Below are 16,293 nucleotides of genomic sequence, written 5' to 3'. Positions count from 1 at the left end.
GTACGAACGGTACGGCGACGGGTGGGCTACTCCGAAGTCACTGTGGCGGGGATCTCGCGCCCGACCCCGCACATCTCGACCTCGCGCACCGCCACCACGTCCATCCGCGCCGGAGCCCCAAGGGCAGCGCCGCAGCTCTCGGGGCGTGGCGGCAGCGAGGCGCCCTGGGCGACGGTCACACGCCAGCGCCGACCGTCGGTGTGGGCGACGATCACCTGCCGGCGCGGGGCCGCGCCGTCCGTCCGGACCACGCTCAGCGCGCCCGCGGCGTCTTCGCCGGTCGCGGTGCGCACCGCGAGCTCGGCGGCCTGTCCGGGGCGGTCCCAGGCGGAACTGCCCCGGCATCCCTCGGTGACGACGCGTCCCGTGCGCACCGCTTCGAGGATCTCTTTGACGGAGTGCGCCTCGGACCGGCCGTACGCATACCCGTGCGGCAGGACGAGCAGCGTGGGGGAGAAGCGGTGACCACCCAGATGAGTGACTTCCCAGACGCCTTGTTCACCGGCTGAGGCGAGTTGGGCGGCGAGGGGCCTGCCGAGGAGCGCGCAGCAGCGGTCGCGTTTGCCGTTCGTGCAGACCAGGGCCAGCGGGGCGCCCGTGTGCGGGGTGCCGAAGCCGCCGTGGTCGCCTGCGCCGAGTGCGGTGAAGTCGAGGTCGAGCAACCGGGCCGGATCGTCGGTGACGTGGCCGCGCAGCCAGGCGTTGCCGGGCGCGGTGTGGGCCACGTACACCTGGCGCCGGGCGGGCCCGTGGTAGTCGGCGTGGCGCCCCGGGCGCCGGATGAGGGCGACCCGTACGCCGGTCCCCTCGGCGGCCGCCTCGAGGGCGCGGCCGACCTCCGGGTCCAGATGGCTGGATGTGAGCGCCTTGGCGCCCCAGGGGCCCGGCTGTTCAAGCAGCAGCCAGGTCCTGGCGGTGGCCGCGGTCCCGGCGAGAGGCTCGTCCAGGTCCCGCGAAGCGGTGGCGCACGTACTCACAGAGGGGAGCCTAACCCGCGCCGGTCGAGTGACGATTCAGTCGCCCTGGGGCGCGGGCACCGGCTGGGGCGGCCGCAGTCCGACGTACTGCCCGCTGGGGCGCATGCGCAGCGGCCGCTCCCCGTACTCCTCCAGGGCGTGGGCGATCCAGCCGGCCGTGCGCGCCACCGCGAAGATCGTCTCGCCGGCCTCGGCGGGCATCCCGGACGACGCGGTCAGGACGGCAAGGGCGAGGTCGACATTGGCGTGCAGGTCCGTGTGGCGCGCGGTGGTGGCCACCACGTCACGGGCCGCCGCCAGGGCGGGACCGGCCTTGGGGGTCTCCTCCAGGAGGGCGAAAAGGGCCACCGCGCGGGGGTCGTCGCCCGGGTAGAGGCGGTGGCCGAGCCCCGGTACGCGGCGTCCTGCGCGCAGTTCGTCCGCCACGACAGGGGCCGCGCTGCCGCGGTCGAGCACGTCGTGGAGCATGCGGTGGGCGAGACCGCTGGCGGCGCCGTGCAGAGGGCCCTCCAGGACGCCGAGGCCGGCCGACACGGCCGCGTACGGGTGGGCGCGCGCGGAGGCGGCGACGCGGACGGCCAGCGTCGACGCGGCGAGGTCGTGGTCGACGAGCAGCGCGAGTGCGGTGTCCAGGGCGCGCAGGGTGGCTTCGTCGGGCTTCTGGCCGGTCAGGCGTGGCCAGAGGCGGTGGGCCAGGGGGCCCTCGTCCCGGTGCGTGCGCGGGATGGGCGGGAGCGCGGTGACGAGGGTGGGGATGAGGGTGCGCGCGGTGCCGATGACGGCTTCTTCGGAGAGGTCGAAGCGGAGGGGGTCCGCGGCCGCGGCCGAGATGGCGGCGACCCGCAGGCGGTCGGTCGGGCCGCTGTGCTCGGGCAGTGCGTCGACGGCTCGGCGCGCCGCGAGAGCGGTCTCCTCGGGGGCGGTGAAACGGATCCCGGGGCGCAGGGTGCCGGTCCAGAGCCACTCGGCGACCTCTTCGTAGGAGTACGCCAGGGCGAGCTCCACGGCGTCGACCCCGCGGAAGTAGTAGCGGTCCTTGTCGATGAGCGTGATGCGCGTCCGTACGGAGAGTTCGCCGCTCGCGGAGGCCGCGGCGGGCTCCCTGCGGTTCTTGCGGGCGAGCGACTCGACCTCCTTGGCGTCGAAGGTGCTGCCCCGTGAGCCGGGGCCACGACGGCTGCTGAGCTGGCCGCGGCTCACGTACGCGTACACCGTCTCGGGCTTCACGCCGAGGAGCTCCGCGGCTTCCCGGGTGTTCAGCCGGCGGCCCTCGCGGGCTGCTTCCTGATCCGTCATGGGCGACACCGTATCCACATCGGGATCCACATAGAGATCTGTATCGAGCTGATATTGATTTAATCAATATTGACAGCTATTGAGTCAAGCATGGACAGTCGAATCAAGTCCAGGGAGGAAGTCGAGGAAGAACATGCCGATCAATGGCTCCACCACCACCCCCACCGGTCCCGTGGAGGTCCCCCGCGGACTCGCGGGCGTCGTCGTGACCGAGACCCGGCTCGGAGACGTCCGGGGATCCGAGGGCTTCTACCACTACCGCCAGTACTCGGCCGTCGAACTCGCGCAGACCCGCGGCTTCGAGGACGTATGGCACCTGATGTTCCACGGCGAGCTGCCGGACGCGGCGCAGCGGACGGCCTTCGCGGCGCAGACCGCTTCCTCGCGGCACCTGCCCGACGAGGTGCGCGCCGCGCTGCCCGCCATAGCCCGCGCCAGTGTCCTGTCGGGACCGCTCTCCGGACTGCGCACCGCGCTCTCGCTCTTCGGGGCGGCGCGGGGCTTCCGCCCGGTGTACGACATCGCCGGCGACCGGCGCCGCTCGGACGCCCTGGCCGCGTCCGCCGTGGTGCCGACCCTGCTCACCGCGCTGTACCGGCTTGGCCAGGGCCTCGACCCCGTCGAGCCGCGCGAGGATCTCTCCTACGCCGCCAACTACCTCTACATGCTGACTGGTTCGGAGCCGGAGCCGGACCGCGCGCGGGCGATCGAGCAGTACTTGATCTCAACCATTGACCACGGATTCAACGCGTCAACGTTCACGGCCCGGGTCATCACATCGACCGGCGCGGATGTGGCGGCCTGCCTGGTGGGAGCCGTCGGCGCGCTGTCGGGACCGTTGCACGGCGGGGCGCCGAGCCGGGCCCTCGACACCCTCGACGCGATCGGCACCCCCGACCGCATCGACGGCTGGATCCGCGAACGCGTCCTCGCGGGGGACCGCATCATGGGCTTCGGGCACCCCGTCTACCGCACCGAGGACCCGCGCTCGCGCATACTGCGGGGCATCGCGCAGCAATTCGGCGGGCCGATGGTGGAGTTCGCGGTCGAGGTCGAGCGCCAGGTCGAGGCGATCCTCGCCGAGCTGAAGCCGGGCCGTGAGCTGCACACGAACGTGGAGTTCTACGCGGGCGTCGTCATGGAGCTGTGCGGTCTGCCGCGCGAGATGTTCACGCCGACGTTCGCGGCGGCGCGGGTGGTGGGCTGGGGGGCCAACATCCTGGAGCAGGCGGAGGACTCGAAGATCATTCGGCCTGCGGCGCGGTATGTGGGGGCTGTGCCGCCGGAGCCGGTGCCGGTGCTGCCGGTGGCCTGACGCACATGTGAGGTCCGGCGGCGATCGCGCGCCGGACCTCAACTGGGTGAATGGGGGGAAGGGTGAGGCCCCCGTCCTCGCGGGTGGAGAGCTTTCCGGAGGCAGGCCTCAACGGGGTGACCGGAGTGCCGACCTCGAGGGAGAGGCTGGGCGCAAGCTGTCTCGGCGCGCAGCCCCAGCCTCACTCGCTGGGGATGTCCGCTTTTGCGCGGATGAGTGTCTCCCTGCTGACAATGACGATGCGTTCATAGTCGGCGCGTGCGGCGTCTGAGGGCAGCTCGCTCTCGAGCGCCGCTGTGGCCTCTGTCCCGATCACAGCGAAGTTGCCGTCGCTGAGCTCGAAGATGTCGGGGCAGGTGTCGCCGGTGAGGCTTCCGCGGTCGCGTGGAGACGCACCGATGCGGCGCACGATCTTCAAGGGGGATCCCGGTCCTTAGGGTCGGAGAGGGTAACAGCGGGACACGCTATATCCCCGTAGCACAGGTCCCCTCACGCCACCCAGATTACTCGCGCAACTCATCCAACTGGCCCTATGGGACGGGTGGTTGGTCCTCGGGTGGCGGTTGCCCGATCACCCAATATTCGTCGGACTCGGATTCGTCCAGGTCATGGATGATGACGTCCGTCATGTGTCCCACCTTCGCCTCGTCGGACGAGTCCTTGAGGCTGGCCCGCTGGTGACGGGTGGCGTGCCAGTACTGGCGGAAGATGGGATTGGCGCACATCACGCGAAGGTGGCCGTGCAGTTCTTCCCAGTTGACGACACCGATGCGGTACGCCAGCAGGGCGTTGGTGTAGAGAGCGTTGGCGAACAGGAACTGCCGCTGCTGAGCGGGCGAGTCCGCCTCCGCGATGCTGAAGACGGCGGCCAGATCGGGATCGTCGATCGCCTTGCGCAGCAGGTAGAGCTGGAGTTCCTGCTGTTCCGCCATCATGGTGCGGCGCCAGTCGGCCCGCTCCGCGCGGTCGACCTGTATGCGGAGTTCCGCATAGCGTCGCTGCTGCGCGGCGAGCAGGGCCAAGGCCCCCGCCGCGAACGCGAGTCCCGCCCCGGTGGCGGAACCCAGTCCCCGTATGCCAAACATCTGTGTGGCCATGTCAACCCCCGAATCAGGCGACCGTCCGCCGGTCGTCGGGTGCGGGTCGACAGGGAGCGGACCGGCGAGCGGTGGGCGGCGCGCTTGCCGTCTCCCAGGGTGCCGAGCGGCGCTGATCGGCAGGGAGGCGGAGAGGAGGCGCACAGGAGGATGCGGTGGCCGCGCGTCCCGACGCCGTGCCCAATGTGTGCCCCGCGAGCGCCGCTAACAATCGTTCACTTCGCGGCGCTTCTACGCGCACATATCCTGGGGCCGTCTTCATTCGTCGTACGGGACCCGGAGCGCCGATTCGGAGCGCGGGATTCGGGCGCTGGGCGCGGACGGCGGCACGCGCCGGTACGGATGCAGAGCGCCGGGTGCGGGCGCCGATGTGCGCCGGGCGCGGCAACCGGCGCCGGCCTGGCTGCCGCGCACGGCGCGGACGAGTGCGGGACGCCGACATGAACGTATCGATGCGAGAGGTCGCACGTGAGCAAGCAGCAGATCCCGGTCGTCGTCCTCACCGGCTTCCTGGGCTCTGGCAAGACGACCCTGCTCAACCATCTGCTGCACCGCAGCGGAGGGAGCCGGATCGGGGCGATCGTCAATGACTTCGGGTCCATTGAGATCGATGCCATGGCGGTCGCAGGGCAGCTCGGTGATTCCACCGTCTCGCTCGGCAACGGGTGTCTGTGCTGTGCCGTGGACGCCAGTGAGCTCGACGTGTATCTGGAGCGGCTGGCCCGGCCATCCGCCCGGATCGACGTCATCGTCATCGAGGCCAGCGGGCTCGCCGAGCCGCAGGAGCTGGTGAAGATGGTGCTCGCCAGCGAGAACCCGCACATCGTGTACGGAGGGCTCGTCGAGGTCGTCGACGCCGCCGAGTTCGACTCCACCAGGGAGCGGCATCCCGAAGTCGACCGGCATCTGGGGATCGCCGATCTTGTCGTCGTCAACAAGGCCGACCGGGTCCCCGACGAAGAGCGTGAGCGGATCCTCGGCGTCGTCCGGGGCTTCACCGATCGTGCGGCCGTGGTCCCCGCCTCGTACGGGCGCGTCGACGTGGAGCTGCTTCTCGACCGCAAGCCCGTGGGGGAGCGGATCGGGCAGCTGTCGTTCGACGACCTGCACACGCACGAAGAGGGCGGCGAGGACGAGCACGGCCATCACGGCCACCTGCACTCCGCCTACGAGAGCCTTTCCTTCCTCTCCGAAGTGCCCCTCGCCCCCCGCCCCTTGATGGCCCTCCTCGACAGCCGGCCCGAAGGGCTCTATCGCATCAAGGGGTACGTCGATTTCGGCGTCGCCGATCCGCAGAATCGGTACGCCGTGCATGCCGTGGGGAGGTTTCTGCGCTTCTATCCCGAGCCGTGGCCCTCAGCTGAGCCCCGGCTGACGCAGCTCGTGCTCATCGGGTCGGGCATCGACGTACCAGCCCTGGAGAAGGAGCTCGAAGCCTGTCGTGAGTACGCCCCACAGGCCGATGAGCATGGCATGTGGGGCGTACTGCGGTACGTACAGGAACCGCAGGGCGACTGACCTGACCAGACCTGACTACACCGGGCCCGCCACCGCCGCCACCGGCTTCGCCAGCGACACCCCCGAGCCGTCGCGGCGCGGGTCGATCTCCGGCAGTTCGGCCGGCAGGCCGCTGCGCTGGGCCGCGAGCGGCGGCGTCGGGCCCGCCCACGCGAAGCTCAGACAGTCCTCGCCCTTCAGGAAGCGCTGGACGCGTACGCCACCCGTGGCCCGGCCCTTGCGGGGGTACTGGTCGAACGGCGTCACCTTGGCCGTCGTCTGCACCGAGTCGTCGAGCGTGCCCCGTGAGCCCGCCACCGTGAAGACGACCGCGTCGACGGCCGGGTCCACGGCAGTGAAGGAGATGACCTTGACGCCCTCCGCAAGCTTGATGCCCGCCATGCCGCCCGCAGGACGGCCCTGCGGACGGACCTGCGAGGCCTGGTAGCGGAGCAGTTGGGCGTCGTCCGTGATGAAGACGAGGTCCTCCTCGCCCGTGCGCAGCTCGGCCGCCCCGACGATCCGGTCACCTTCCTTGAGGGTGATGACCTCCAGCTCCTCCTTGTTGGACGGATAGTCCGGGACCACGCGCTTGACCACGCCCTGTTCGGTGCCGAGGGCGAGGCCGGGCGAGGACTCGTCCAGGGTCATCAGGCAGATCAGCTTCTCGTCCGCCTCCAGGGAGAGCAGCTCCGAAACCGGCGCGCCCCCGGAGAGGTTGGGTGCCGAAGCCGTCTCGGGAAGCTGCGGTAGGTCCACCACGGCGAGGCGCAGCAGCCGTCCCTCGGACGTCACCGCGCCCACCTCGCCGCGCGCGGTCGCCGGCACGGCCGAGACGATCACGTCGTGCTTGACGCGCTTGGTGTCGCCGTCCGAGAAGGGCTCGCCATTGGCCGTACGGGCGAGCAGACCGGTCGAGGAGAGCAGCACGCGGCACGGGTCGTCCGCTACCTGCAGCGACACGGTGGGGGCGGGGGTGCCCGCCGACTCCAGGAGGACCGTGCGCCGGTCTGTGCCGAACTTCTTGGCCACGGCGGCCAGTTCGGAGGAGACCAGCTTGCGCAGCTCGGCGTCCGACTCCAGGATGCGGGTCAGCTCGTCGATCTCGGTCCTGAGCCTGTCGCGCTCGGACTCCAGCTCGATGCGGTCGAACTTGGTGAGACGGCGCAGTGGTGTGTCGAGGATGTACTGCGTCTGGATGTCGCTCAGCGAGAAGGCCTGCATCAGGCGCTCCTTGGCCTGCGCCGAGTTCTCGCTGGAGCGGATGAGGCGGATGACCTCGTCGATGTCCAGGAGGGCGACGAGCAGGCCCTCCACCAGGTGCAGCCGGTCGCGCTTCTTGCCGCGGCGGAACTCGCTGCGGCGGCGCACCACGTTGAAGCGGTGGTCGAGATAGACCTCGAGGAGCTCCTTGAGGCCGAGCGTGAGGGGCTGGCCGTCGACGAGCGCCACGTTGTTGATGCCGAAGGACTCCTCCATCGGCGTGAGCTTGTAGAGCTGCTCCAGGACGGCCTCGGGGACGAAGCCGTTCTTGATCTCGATGACCAGGCGCAGGCCGTGCGCGCGGTCGGTGAGGTCCTTGACGTCGGCGATGCCCTGCAGCTTCTTCGAGCCGACCAGGTCCTTGATCTTGGAGATGACCTTCTCGGGGCCCACCGTGAAGGGCAGTTCGGTGACGACCAGGCCCTTGCGGCGCGCTGTCACGTTCTCCACGGCGACCGTCGCGCGGATCTTGAAGGTGCCGCGGCCCGCCGCGTACGCGTCCTTGATGCCGTTCAGACCGACGATCCGGCCGCCCGTGGGCAGGTCGGGGCCCGGCACGAACTTCATCAGCGTCTCGAGGTCCGCCCCCGGGTGCCTGATCAGGTGGCGGGCGGCCGCGATCACCTCGCCCAGGTTGTGCGGCGGCATGTTCGTCGCCATGCCGACCGCGATGCCTGACGCGCCGTTGACCAGGAGGTTCGGGTACGCCGCCGGGAGCGCGACGGGCTCCATCTCCTGGCCGTCGTAGTTCGGCTCGAAGTCGACCGTGTTCTCGTCGATCGACTCCGTCATCAGGGACGTCGCGTCGGCCATCCGGCATTCGGTGTACCGCATGGCGGCCGGCGGGTCGTCGTTGCCCAGCGAACCGAAGTTGCCATGGCCGTCCACCAGCGGAAGGCGCATGGAGAAGGGCTGGGCCATGCGCACCAGGGCGTCGTAGATCGACGCGTCGCCGTGCGGGTGCAACTTACCCATGACCTCGCCGACGACACGGGCACACTTCACATAGCCGCGGTCGGGGCGCAGGCCCATCTCGTTCATCTGGTACACGATCCGGCGGTGCACCGGCTTCATGCCGTCGCGGGCGTCCGGCAGGGCGCGCGAGTAGATGACCGAATACGCGTACTCGAGGAAGGAGCCCTGCATCTCGTCGACGACGTCAATGTCGAGGATCTTCTCCTCGAACGAGTCGTCGGGAGGCGGGGTCTTCGTGCTGCGGCGGGCCATCGCTGCTGCGGCTCCTTCACGGTGTCTGCCAGGGCATCAACGGGATCTGACGCCGACCATTGTGGACTGTCCCACTGACAACGCCGACCACGACCCGGACTTAGGACCCGACTACGCCGAGCGCGGAGCGGGAACTTCACAGGTTGTCGGCACGCTTGCATACAGTGGCAGGACTGGCAGAACATCCAGCTTTTCCGCGATCGAAGGGACGTACATGCCCATGGGTCACACGGCCACGGCCGAGGCCGGCTCAGGCGGCCTGACAGCGACCGAGCACCGGCTGGCCAACGGCCTGCGCGTGGTGCTCTCCGAGGACCACCTGACCCCGGTCGCCGCGGTCTGCCTCTGGTACGACGTCGGCTCGCGCCACGAGGTCAAGGGCCGTACGGGCCTCGCGCACCTCTTCGAGCACCTCATGTTCCAGGGTTCGAAGCAGGTGCCCGGCAACGGTCACTTCGAGCTGGTGCAAGGAGCCGGCGGTTCGCTGAACGGCACCACCAGCTTCGAGCGCACCAATTACTTCGAGACGATGCCCACGCACCAGCTCGAGCTGGCCCTGTGGCTGGAAGCCGACCGGATGGGCTCGCTGCTCACCACGCTCGACGACGAGTCGATGGAGAACCAGCGGGACGTCGTGAAGAACGAGCGCCGCCAGCGCTACGACAACGTCCCGTACGGCACGGCCTTCGAGAAGCTGACCGCTCTCTCGTACCCCGAGGGCCACCCGTACCACCACACCCCGATCGGCTCCATGGCCGACCTGGACGCGGCGACGCTGGAGGACGCGCGGAACTTCTTCCGTACGTACTACGCGCCCAACAACGCGGTCCTCTCCGTAGTCGGCGACATCGACCCGGAGCAGACGCTCGCCTGGGTCGAGAAGTACTTCGGGTCCATCCCCTCGCACGACGGCAAGCAGCCGCCCCGCGACGGCTCGCTGCCCGACACCATCGGCAAGGAGCTGCGTGAGGTCGTCGAGGAAGAGGTCCCGGCCCGCGCCCTGATGGCCGCCTACCGCCTCCCGGAGGACGGCACGCGCGCGTGCGACGCGGCCGACCTGGCGCTGACGGTTCTCGGCAGCGGCGAGTCGTCCCGGCTCTACAACCGGCTCGTACGCCGTGACCGCACCGCCGTGGCGGCCGGGTTCGGCCTGCTGCGCCTCGCCGGTGCCCCCTCGCTGGGCTGGCTGGACGTGAAGACGTCCGGCGATGTCGAGGTCCCCGTCATCGAGACCGCCGTCGACGAGGAGCTCGCCCGCTTCGCGGAGGAGGGCCCCACCGCCGAGGAGATGGAGCGCGCCCAGGCGCAGCTGGAGCGCGAGTGGCTCGACCGGCTCGGCACGGTCGCGGGCCGCGCGGACGAACTGTGCCGGTACGCCGTCCTGTTCGGCGACCCGCAGCTCGCCCTGACCGCCGTGCAGCGCGTCCTCGACGTGACCGCGGAGGAGGTCCGGGCGGCTGCCGCGGCCCGCCTGCGCCCGGACAACCGCGCGGTGCTCGTGTACGAGCCCATCGCCCCCGAAGGCGCCGAAGAAGAAGCGGACGAAGAGGAGGCGGCGAAGTGACCGAGGCCGCAACGATGCAGTTCCACCCGCAGCCCCAGGCGGGCACCGCGAGGCCGTGGGCCTTCCCCGCGCCCGAGCGCTCGGCCCTGGACAACGGCCTCACGGTGCTGCGCTGCCACCGCCCCGGCCAGCAGGTCGTCGCCGTGGAGGTCCACCTCGAGGCGCCGCTCGACGCCGAGCCCGCGGGCCTCGACGGCGTCGCCACGATCATGGCGAGGGCCTTCAACGAAGGCACCGACAAGCACTCCGCCGAAGAGTTCGCCGCCGAACTCGACCGCTGCGGCGCCACGTTGGACGCGCACGCCGACCACCCCGGTGTGCGGGTGTCCCTCGAAGTCCCGGTCTCCCGGCTCCCGAAGGCGCTCGGCCTGCTCGCCGACGCCCTGCGGGCACCCGCCTTCGCGGACAGCGAGGTCGAGCGCCTCGTGAGCAACCGCCTGGACGAGATCCCGCACGAGACCGCCAACCCGGCGCGCCGCGCCGCCAAGGAGCTCTCCAAGCAGCTCTTCCCGGCGACCTCGCGGATGTCGCGGCCCCGCCAGGGCACCGAGGAGACGGTCACGGCCATCGACTCGGCGGCCGTGCGTGCCTTCTACGAGAAGCACGTCCGTCCCGCCACGGCCACCGTCGTCGTCGTGGGCGACCTGACCGGCACCGACCTGGACGCCGTCCTCGCCGACACCCTCGGCGCCTGGACGGGCGGCACGGCCGAGCCGCGTCCGGTGCCTCCGGTGACCGCCGACGACACCGGCCGCGTCGTCATCGTGGACCGCCCCGGAGCCGTCCAGACGCAGCTCCTGATCGGCCGCATCGGCGCGGACCGGCACGACCGCGTCTGGCCCGCCCAGGTGCTCGGCACGTACTGCCTGGGCGGCACCCTCACCTCGCGCCTCGACCGCGTCCTGCGCGAGGAGAAGGGATACACCTACGGCGTACGGGCGTTCGCCCAGGTGTTGCGCTCCGCGCCGGACGGCACGGGCGCCGCGATGCTCGCCATCAGCGGTTCCGTGGACACCGAGTCGACGGGCCCGGCCCTGGACGACCTGTGGAAGGTGCTGCGAACCCTGGCCGCCGAAGGCCTCACGGACGCCGAGCGCGATGTCGCCGTGCAGAACCTGGTGGGGGTGGCCCCGCTCAAGTTCGAGATGGCGGCGTCCGTCGCGGCGACCCTCGCCGACCAGGTCGAGCAGCACCTGCCGGACGACTTCCAGGCGCAGCTGTACCGGCAGTTGGCCGCGACCGGCACGGTGGAGGCCACCGCCGCCGTCGTGAACGCCTTCCCGGGCGACCGGCTCGTGACGATCCTCGTCGGTGACGCGGCGCAGATCGAGGAGCCCGTCAAGGCCCTCGGCATCGGTGAAGTGAGTGTGGTCACGGGCTGAATGACGGTCACGGGCTGAGTGACAGTCAGGACATATCAGGACCCCAGTGGCGAGAATTGGCCACTGGGGTCCTCATATGTCCGAATTGGTATGGAGGTTACGTGTCTGACCTGTGGCGTGCGCTACAAAACCTCTGATCCGTTTGGCGATGGAAAGACGCCCCGCTTAGCGTCTGGTCCGGCTGTTCGTCATGCAGTACGCCGCATCCGTGGCACCGGACAGTCATCGCCGAGTCCCCGTACGGCGCGAGCCAGGGGAGCCGGGGACCCACATGTCCCCTGGGGTGAATCGGGCACCTTGCCGCGAGGCGAGGAACCCGTAGGAGACCTTCCTGCTCCGAACCCGTCAGCTAACCCGGTAGGCGAGAAGGAAGGAAAGGATCAGCCGCTTCATGGCGTTCACCCGTGCCACCGGGAAGCACCGTCGCCCGAGCCGCCTCACGCGTACCACCGCGAATGTGGCGGGCGTTGCCGCCCTCACCACCACCGGTGTCATCGGAGGCCTTGCCGCTCCGGCGCTCGCCGCCGACGAGGCCGCGGTCGAGAAGACGGGCCTCACTCAGGCGATCTCCGTCGGCGACTCGCTCGCCGCCAGCATCGACGCGCAGGCCGCCGCCCAGCAGCAGGCCGCCGACGCCGCCGCTGCCGCCAAGAAGGCCGAAGAGGCCGCCAAGAAGAGGGCCGCCGAGGCGAAGCGCAAGGCCGAGGCCGAGGCGAAGGCGAAGGCCAAGAAGGAGCGCGAGGCCAAGGAGCGCGCCGCCCGCGAGGCCGAGCGCAAGCGCCTCAACAGCTACGTCTCCCCGATCACCGGCTCGTACATCTCCACGGGCTACCAGACCGGCGGCGCCATGTGGTCCTCCGGCAGCCACTCCGGTGTCGACTTCCACGCCGCATCCGGCACCACGGTCCACGCGGTCGGCTCCGGCACCGTCGTCGAGGCCGGCTGGGGCGGTGCCTACGGCAACAACGTGGTCATCCAGATGAACGACGGCACGTACACCCAGTACGGCCACCTGTCGTCCCTCAGTGTCACCGTCGGCCAGGCGGTCACCCCGGGCCAGCAGATAGGCCTCTCTGGCTCCACCGGCAACTCGACCGGCCCGCACCTCCACTTCGAGGCCCGCACCGGGCCGGACTACGGCTCGGACATCGACCCGGTCGCCTACCTCCGGTCGCACGGCGTCAACGTCTGATCCGAATCACCAGGAGCTCACCGAAAGCTCATCGAAAGCCCCGGCTCATCGAGAGCCGGGGCTTTCGTCGTTCCGGGCTCGCCTTTGATCGACGCCCCCCTTGGCCAAAAAATATCCATGGATTCCGACCCGCCGTCGGAAATTCAGATGCTCTGCAATAGAGTCACTGAATGAGCGTCAATCGACCGCGTTTCGCGGGGATTAAGGCGGAGGTCAGGTCATGCGCATTCCTGCGCACTCGGTATGCACGGCCATCCGGGACGACATCGTCTCCGGTGTCTACGAACGGGGTGGCCGGCTCACCGAGGAACTGCTCGCGCGCCGCTACGGAGTCTCCCGCGTCCCGGTGCGCGAGGCGCTGCGCACCCTGGAGGCCGAGGGATTCGTCGTCACGCGCAGGCACGCGGGCGCGTGCGTCGCGGAGCCGACCGAGCAGGAGGCGGCCGACCTCCTGGAGATCCGTATGCTCCTCGAGCCACTGGCCGCGGCCCGTGCCGCGCAGCGCCGCACCGAGGCCCATCTGAAGGTCCTGCGCGGCCTCGTCAGGCTCGGCCAGGAGCGTTCACGGCGCGGTCAGGGCGAGGATCTGCGCTCGCTGGGCGGCTGGTTCCACGAGACGCTCGCCCAGTCGTCCGGCAGCCCGGGCCTCACCGCGCTGCTCACCCAGCTCCGGCACAAGATCGCCTGGATGTACGTCGTCGAGACGCCGGCCGTCCCCGCGGAGTCCTGGGCGGAGCACGCCGCGATCGTCGACGCGGTGGCGCGCGGCGACGCGGAGCGGGCCCGTGCGCTCACCGCGCAGCACACGGAGCGGGCGACGGCCGCGCACCGGCTGCGGTTTCCGCCGCGGGGCGAGAGGGAGCGGGAACGTGATCGCGTGAGGGGTTCGCAACATGTCGTAAACACGGTGAGCCTGCAGAATTAACAGGGGCGCCGTATACAAAGAAGTGCTATTCGGCGGGGGATTGCGAGGCGATTGTTTCTGCTGCCCGCATTCGGCGATATCCCCTGCCTTTATTCGGTTGCGTTCGGCGGTGCTCGGGAAGCGGACGCGAATACACCGAAGGGCCCGCCCCCTGTTTCGGGCGGGCCCTTCGGCGTATGCGTGCGACAGTCGCTGTCAGACGGTCTCGGGGAGTTCATCGAGGCCGTCGGCGACCAGCTTCGCCAGACGGTCGAGGGCGGCGTCCGCACCCTCGGCGTCGGAGGCGAGCACGATCTCCTCGTTGCCCTGCGCGCCCAGGCCGAGCACCGCGAGCATGGAGGCGGCGTTGACGGGGTTGCCGTCCGCCTTGGCGATCGTCACGGGGACGCCGGCGGCCGTGGCCGCGCGGACGAAGATGGAGGCGGGTCGGGCGTGAAGGCCCTCGGCCCAGCCGACGTTGACGCGGCGCTCAGCCATGTGTTGCTGCCCTTCCAGGTGTCTCACAGTTGTCTAGACCAGTCTCTCATGCCGTCGCGAGTGCTCCGCCGGCCGCAGGTCCGTCTCCGACAGACCGTACGTCACCCCCGCGAGCCGTACGCTGGCCCCATGCAGACCCCGTCGGACCGGCACGCGTACCCCTCCCACTGGGAAGCCGATGTCGTCCTGCGTGACGGAGGCACCGCCCGGATCAGGCCCATCACGGCCGAGGACGCGGACCGCCTGGTCAGCTTCTACGAACAGGTTTCGGACGAGTCGAAGTACTACCGCTTCTTCGCGCCCTACCCCCGGCTGTCCGCCAAGGACGTCCACCGCTTCACCCATCACGACCAGGTGGACCGGGTGGGTCTTGCGGCCACGGTGGGCGGCGAGTTCATCGCCACCGTGCGCTTCGACCGCATCGACGAGCGCGGCATGTCCGCGAGCGCGCCCGCCGACGAGGCCGAGGTCGCCTTCCTCGTGCAGGACGCCCACCAGGGCAGGGGCGTGGCCTCGACGCTCCTCGAACACATCGCGGCCGTCGCCAGGGAGCGCGGCATCCGCCGCTTCGCCGCCGAGGTGCTGCCCGCCAACACCAAGATGATCAAGGTGTTCACGGACGCGGGGTACCAGCAGAAGCGCAGCTTCGAGGACGGTGTCGTACGCCTCGAATTCGATCTGGAGCCGACCGACCGCTCGCTCGCCGTGCAGCGCGCCCGTGAGCAGCGCGCCGAGGCGCGGTCCGTGCAGCGGCTGCTCGCACCGGGCTCGGTCGCCGTGATCGGTGTCGGTCGCACGCCCGGCGGCGTGGGGCGCAGCGTGCTGCGCAATCTGCGCGACGGGGGCTTCACGGGGCGCCTGTACGCGGTGAACACCGCGTTCGACGACGGCGCCGAGGTCGACGGGGTGCCCGCGTACCGCTCCGTCCTGGACATCGACGAGCCCGTCGAGCTCGCCGTCGTCACCGTGCCCGCCGAGCGCGTTCCGCAGGCCGTCGCCGACTGCGGTGAGCGCGGGGTGCTCGGCCTCGTCGTGATCTCCGCCGGGTACGCGGAGAGCGGCGCCGACGGGCGCGAGCGGCAGCGGGAGCTGGTGCGGCAGGCGCGGTCGTACGGCATACGCATCCTCGGTCCGAACGCCTTCGGTGTCATCAATACGTCCCCGGAGGTGCGGCTCAACGCCTCGCTGGCCCCGCATCCCCCCGAGCGCGGCCGGATCGGCCTCTTCACCCAGTCCGGCGCGATCGGCATCGCCCTGCTGTCCGGGCTGCACCGGCGGGGCGCCGGCCTGGCGACGTTCGTCGGATCCGGGAACCGCGCGGACGTGTCCGGCAACGACGTCCTTCAGTACTGGTACGAGGACCCGGACACCGATGTCGCCCTGATGTACCTCGAATCCATCGGCAACCCGCGCAAGTTCACCCGCCTCGCGCGGCGGGCCGCGACCGCGAAGCCGCTGGTCGTGGTGCAAGGGGCCCGGCACAGCGGGATCGCGCCCACGGGGCACGCGGTGCAGGCGACACGGCTTCCGCACGCCACGGTGTCGGCGCTGCTGCGGCAGGCGGGCGTCATCCGGGTCGACACCGTCACGGAGATGGTCGACGCGGGGCTGCTGCTTGCGGGGCAGCCGTTGCCCTCCGGGCCGCGGGTGGCGATTCTCGGGAACTCCGAGTCGCTGGGGCTTCTTACGTACGATGCCTGCGTCGCCGATGGGCTGCGGCCGTTGCCGCCGGTGGATCTGACCACCGGGGCGGCCCCGGCGGACTTCCGGGCCGCGTTGTCCGATGCGCTCTCCGACGAGACGTGTGATGCCGTGATCGTCACCGCTATCCCCTGGGTGGGGGAGGACGGTGTCACGGCCTCTCCGGAGACGCTGGCCAGTGAGTTGCGAGCCGCTACAGAAGGGTGCCCCGCGAAACCGGTGGCGGTGGTCCACGTGGAACTCGGCGGGCTCGCCGAGGCCTTGGCCGCCGCTGCCCGTACCCGGCCCGACGCCCCTGGTCCGATTACTGGCAGCGGGCGCTGTGCCCACCCGTCCCGCCCTGCGGGACGGGTGGGGGCAGCGGCGGCGGGCCCACACGT

Annotated in this window: 13 protein-coding genes and 1 riboswitch; of the genes, 7 read left to right on the top strand and 6 right to left on the bottom strand. The window is 70.5% G+C overall.

Translation table 11 applies throughout. The features are described 5' to 3' along the window. Positions 1 to 26: 26 nt before the first annotated feature. Both AB0O76_RS33665 and AB0O76_RS33660 read right to left on the bottom strand, forming a co-directional pair. On the bottom strand, positions 27 to 977 hold the full coding sequence (locus AB0O76_RS33665) for a sucrase ferredoxin (RefSeq protein ID WP_365499196.1): 951 nt from the start codon (positions 975 to 977) through the stop codon (positions 27 to 29). A gap of 36 nt (positions 978 to 1,013) precedes the next feature. Further along, the gene (locus tag AB0O76_RS33660) at positions 1,014 to 2,273 is read right to left on the bottom strand and encodes a citrate synthase family protein (protein WP_365499193.1); all 1,260 of its coding nucleotides are present in this window, start codon (positions 2,271 to 2,273) and stop codon (positions 1,014 to 1,016) included. Positions 2,274 to 2,406: 133 nt separating this feature from the next. Between AB0O76_RS33660 and AB0O76_RS33655 the strand changes: the two genes are divergently transcribed. Next, entirely contained in the window at positions 2,407 to 3,588 is a 1,182-nt protein-coding gene (locus AB0O76_RS33655) for a citrate synthase/methylcitrate synthase (RefSeq protein ID WP_365499191.1), read from the top strand. A 181-nt stretch (positions 3,589 to 3,769) separates the two neighbouring features. Here AB0O76_RS33655 and AB0O76_RS33650 read toward each other — a convergent pair whose 3' ends face one another. Beyond that, a complete protein-coding gene (locus tag AB0O76_RS33650) occupies positions 3,770 to 4,006 on the bottom strand; it encodes a hypothetical protein (RefSeq protein WP_365499188.1) in 237 nt (78 codons plus the stop codon). Positions 4,007 to 4,118: 112 nt separating this feature from the next. Continuing rightward, complete coding sequence (locus tag AB0O76_RS33645) at positions 4,119 to 4,685, bottom strand: DUF6082 family protein (protein ID WP_365499185.1); 567 nt, start codon at positions 4,683 to 4,685, stop codon at positions 4,119 to 4,121. Positions 4,686 to 5,153: 468 nt separating this feature from the next. Here AB0O76_RS33645 and AB0O76_RS33640 point away from each other — a divergent pair, with 468 nt between their 5' ends. Continuing rightward, positions 5,154 to 6,203, top strand: a complete 1,050-nt coding sequence (locus AB0O76_RS33640; protein ID WP_365499182.1) for a GTP-binding protein — start codon at positions 5,154 to 5,156, stop codon at positions 6,201 to 6,203. Positions 6,204 to 6,218: 15 nt separating this feature from the next. Here the strand turns inward: AB0O76_RS33640 and AB0O76_RS33635 are convergent, their stop codons facing one another. Then, positions 6,219 to 8,672 (bottom strand): DNA topoisomerase IV subunit A, encoded by a 2,454-nt coding sequence (locus tag AB0O76_RS33635; protein WP_365499179.1) that lies wholly within the window; start codon positions 8,670 to 8,672, stop codon positions 6,219 to 6,221. Positions 8,673 to 8,886: 214 nt separating this feature from the next. Here AB0O76_RS33635 and AB0O76_RS33630 point away from each other — a divergent pair, with 214 nt between their 5' ends. The 4 genes from AB0O76_RS33630 to AB0O76_RS33615 all read left to right on the top strand — a co-directional run bounded on the left by AB0O76_RS33630 (position 8,887) and on the right by AB0O76_RS33615 (position 13,735). After that, positions 8,887 to 10,236, top strand: coding sequence for a pitrilysin family protein (locus AB0O76_RS33630; RefSeq protein ID WP_365499176.1), 1,350 nt, complete (start codon positions 8,887 to 8,889; stop codon positions 10,234 to 10,236). Next, positions 10,233 to 11,618, top strand: coding sequence for a pitrilysin family protein (locus AB0O76_RS33625; RefSeq protein WP_365499173.1), 1,386 nt, complete (start codon positions 10,233 to 10,235; stop codon positions 11,616 to 11,618). Before AB0O76_RS33630 ends, AB0O76_RS33625 begins: the two co-directional genes overlap by 4 nt. 216 nt (positions 11,619 to 11,834) lie before the next feature. Next, positions 11,835 to 11,997, top strand: a riboswitch (cyclic di-AMP (ydaO/yuaA leader). Positions 11,998 to 12,009: 12 nt separating this feature from the next. Beyond that, on the top strand, positions 12,010 to 12,810 hold the full coding sequence (locus AB0O76_RS33620) for a M23 family metallopeptidase (protein WP_365499170.1): 801 nt from the start codon (positions 12,010 to 12,012) through the stop codon (positions 12,808 to 12,810). Positions 12,811 to 13,030: 220 nt separating this feature from the next. Further along, the gene (locus tag AB0O76_RS33615) at positions 13,031 to 13,735 is read left to right on the top strand and encodes a GntR family transcriptional regulator (RefSeq protein WP_365499167.1); all 705 of its coding nucleotides are present in this window, start codon (positions 13,031 to 13,033) and stop codon (positions 13,733 to 13,735) included. Positions 13,736 to 13,930: 195 nt separating this feature from the next. Here the strand turns inward: AB0O76_RS33615 and AB0O76_RS33610 are convergent, their stop codons facing one another. Further along, positions 13,931 to 14,212, bottom strand: coding sequence for an HPr family phosphocarrier protein (locus tag AB0O76_RS33610; protein ID WP_361816791.1), 282 nt, complete (start codon positions 14,210 to 14,212; stop codon positions 13,931 to 13,933). Between the two features lie 129 nt (positions 14,213 to 14,341). On the opposite strand from AB0O76_RS33610, the gene AB0O76_RS33605 reads away from it, so the two are divergent. Further along, a partial coding sequence (locus AB0O76_RS33605) for a GNAT family N-acetyltransferase (protein ID WP_365499164.1) occupies positions 14,342 to 16,293 on the top strand: 1,952 nt, incomplete at its 3' end.

Origin of the sequence: Streptomyces sp. NPDC086554 (genome assembly GCF_040686095.1) — a bacterium.
Lineage (GTDB): Bacteria > Actinomycetota > Actinomycetes > Streptomycetales > Streptomycetaceae > Streptomyces.
The sequence above is the reverse complement of the archived record's forward strand: the minus strand, read 5'-3'. Positions and strand labels throughout refer to the sequence as shown.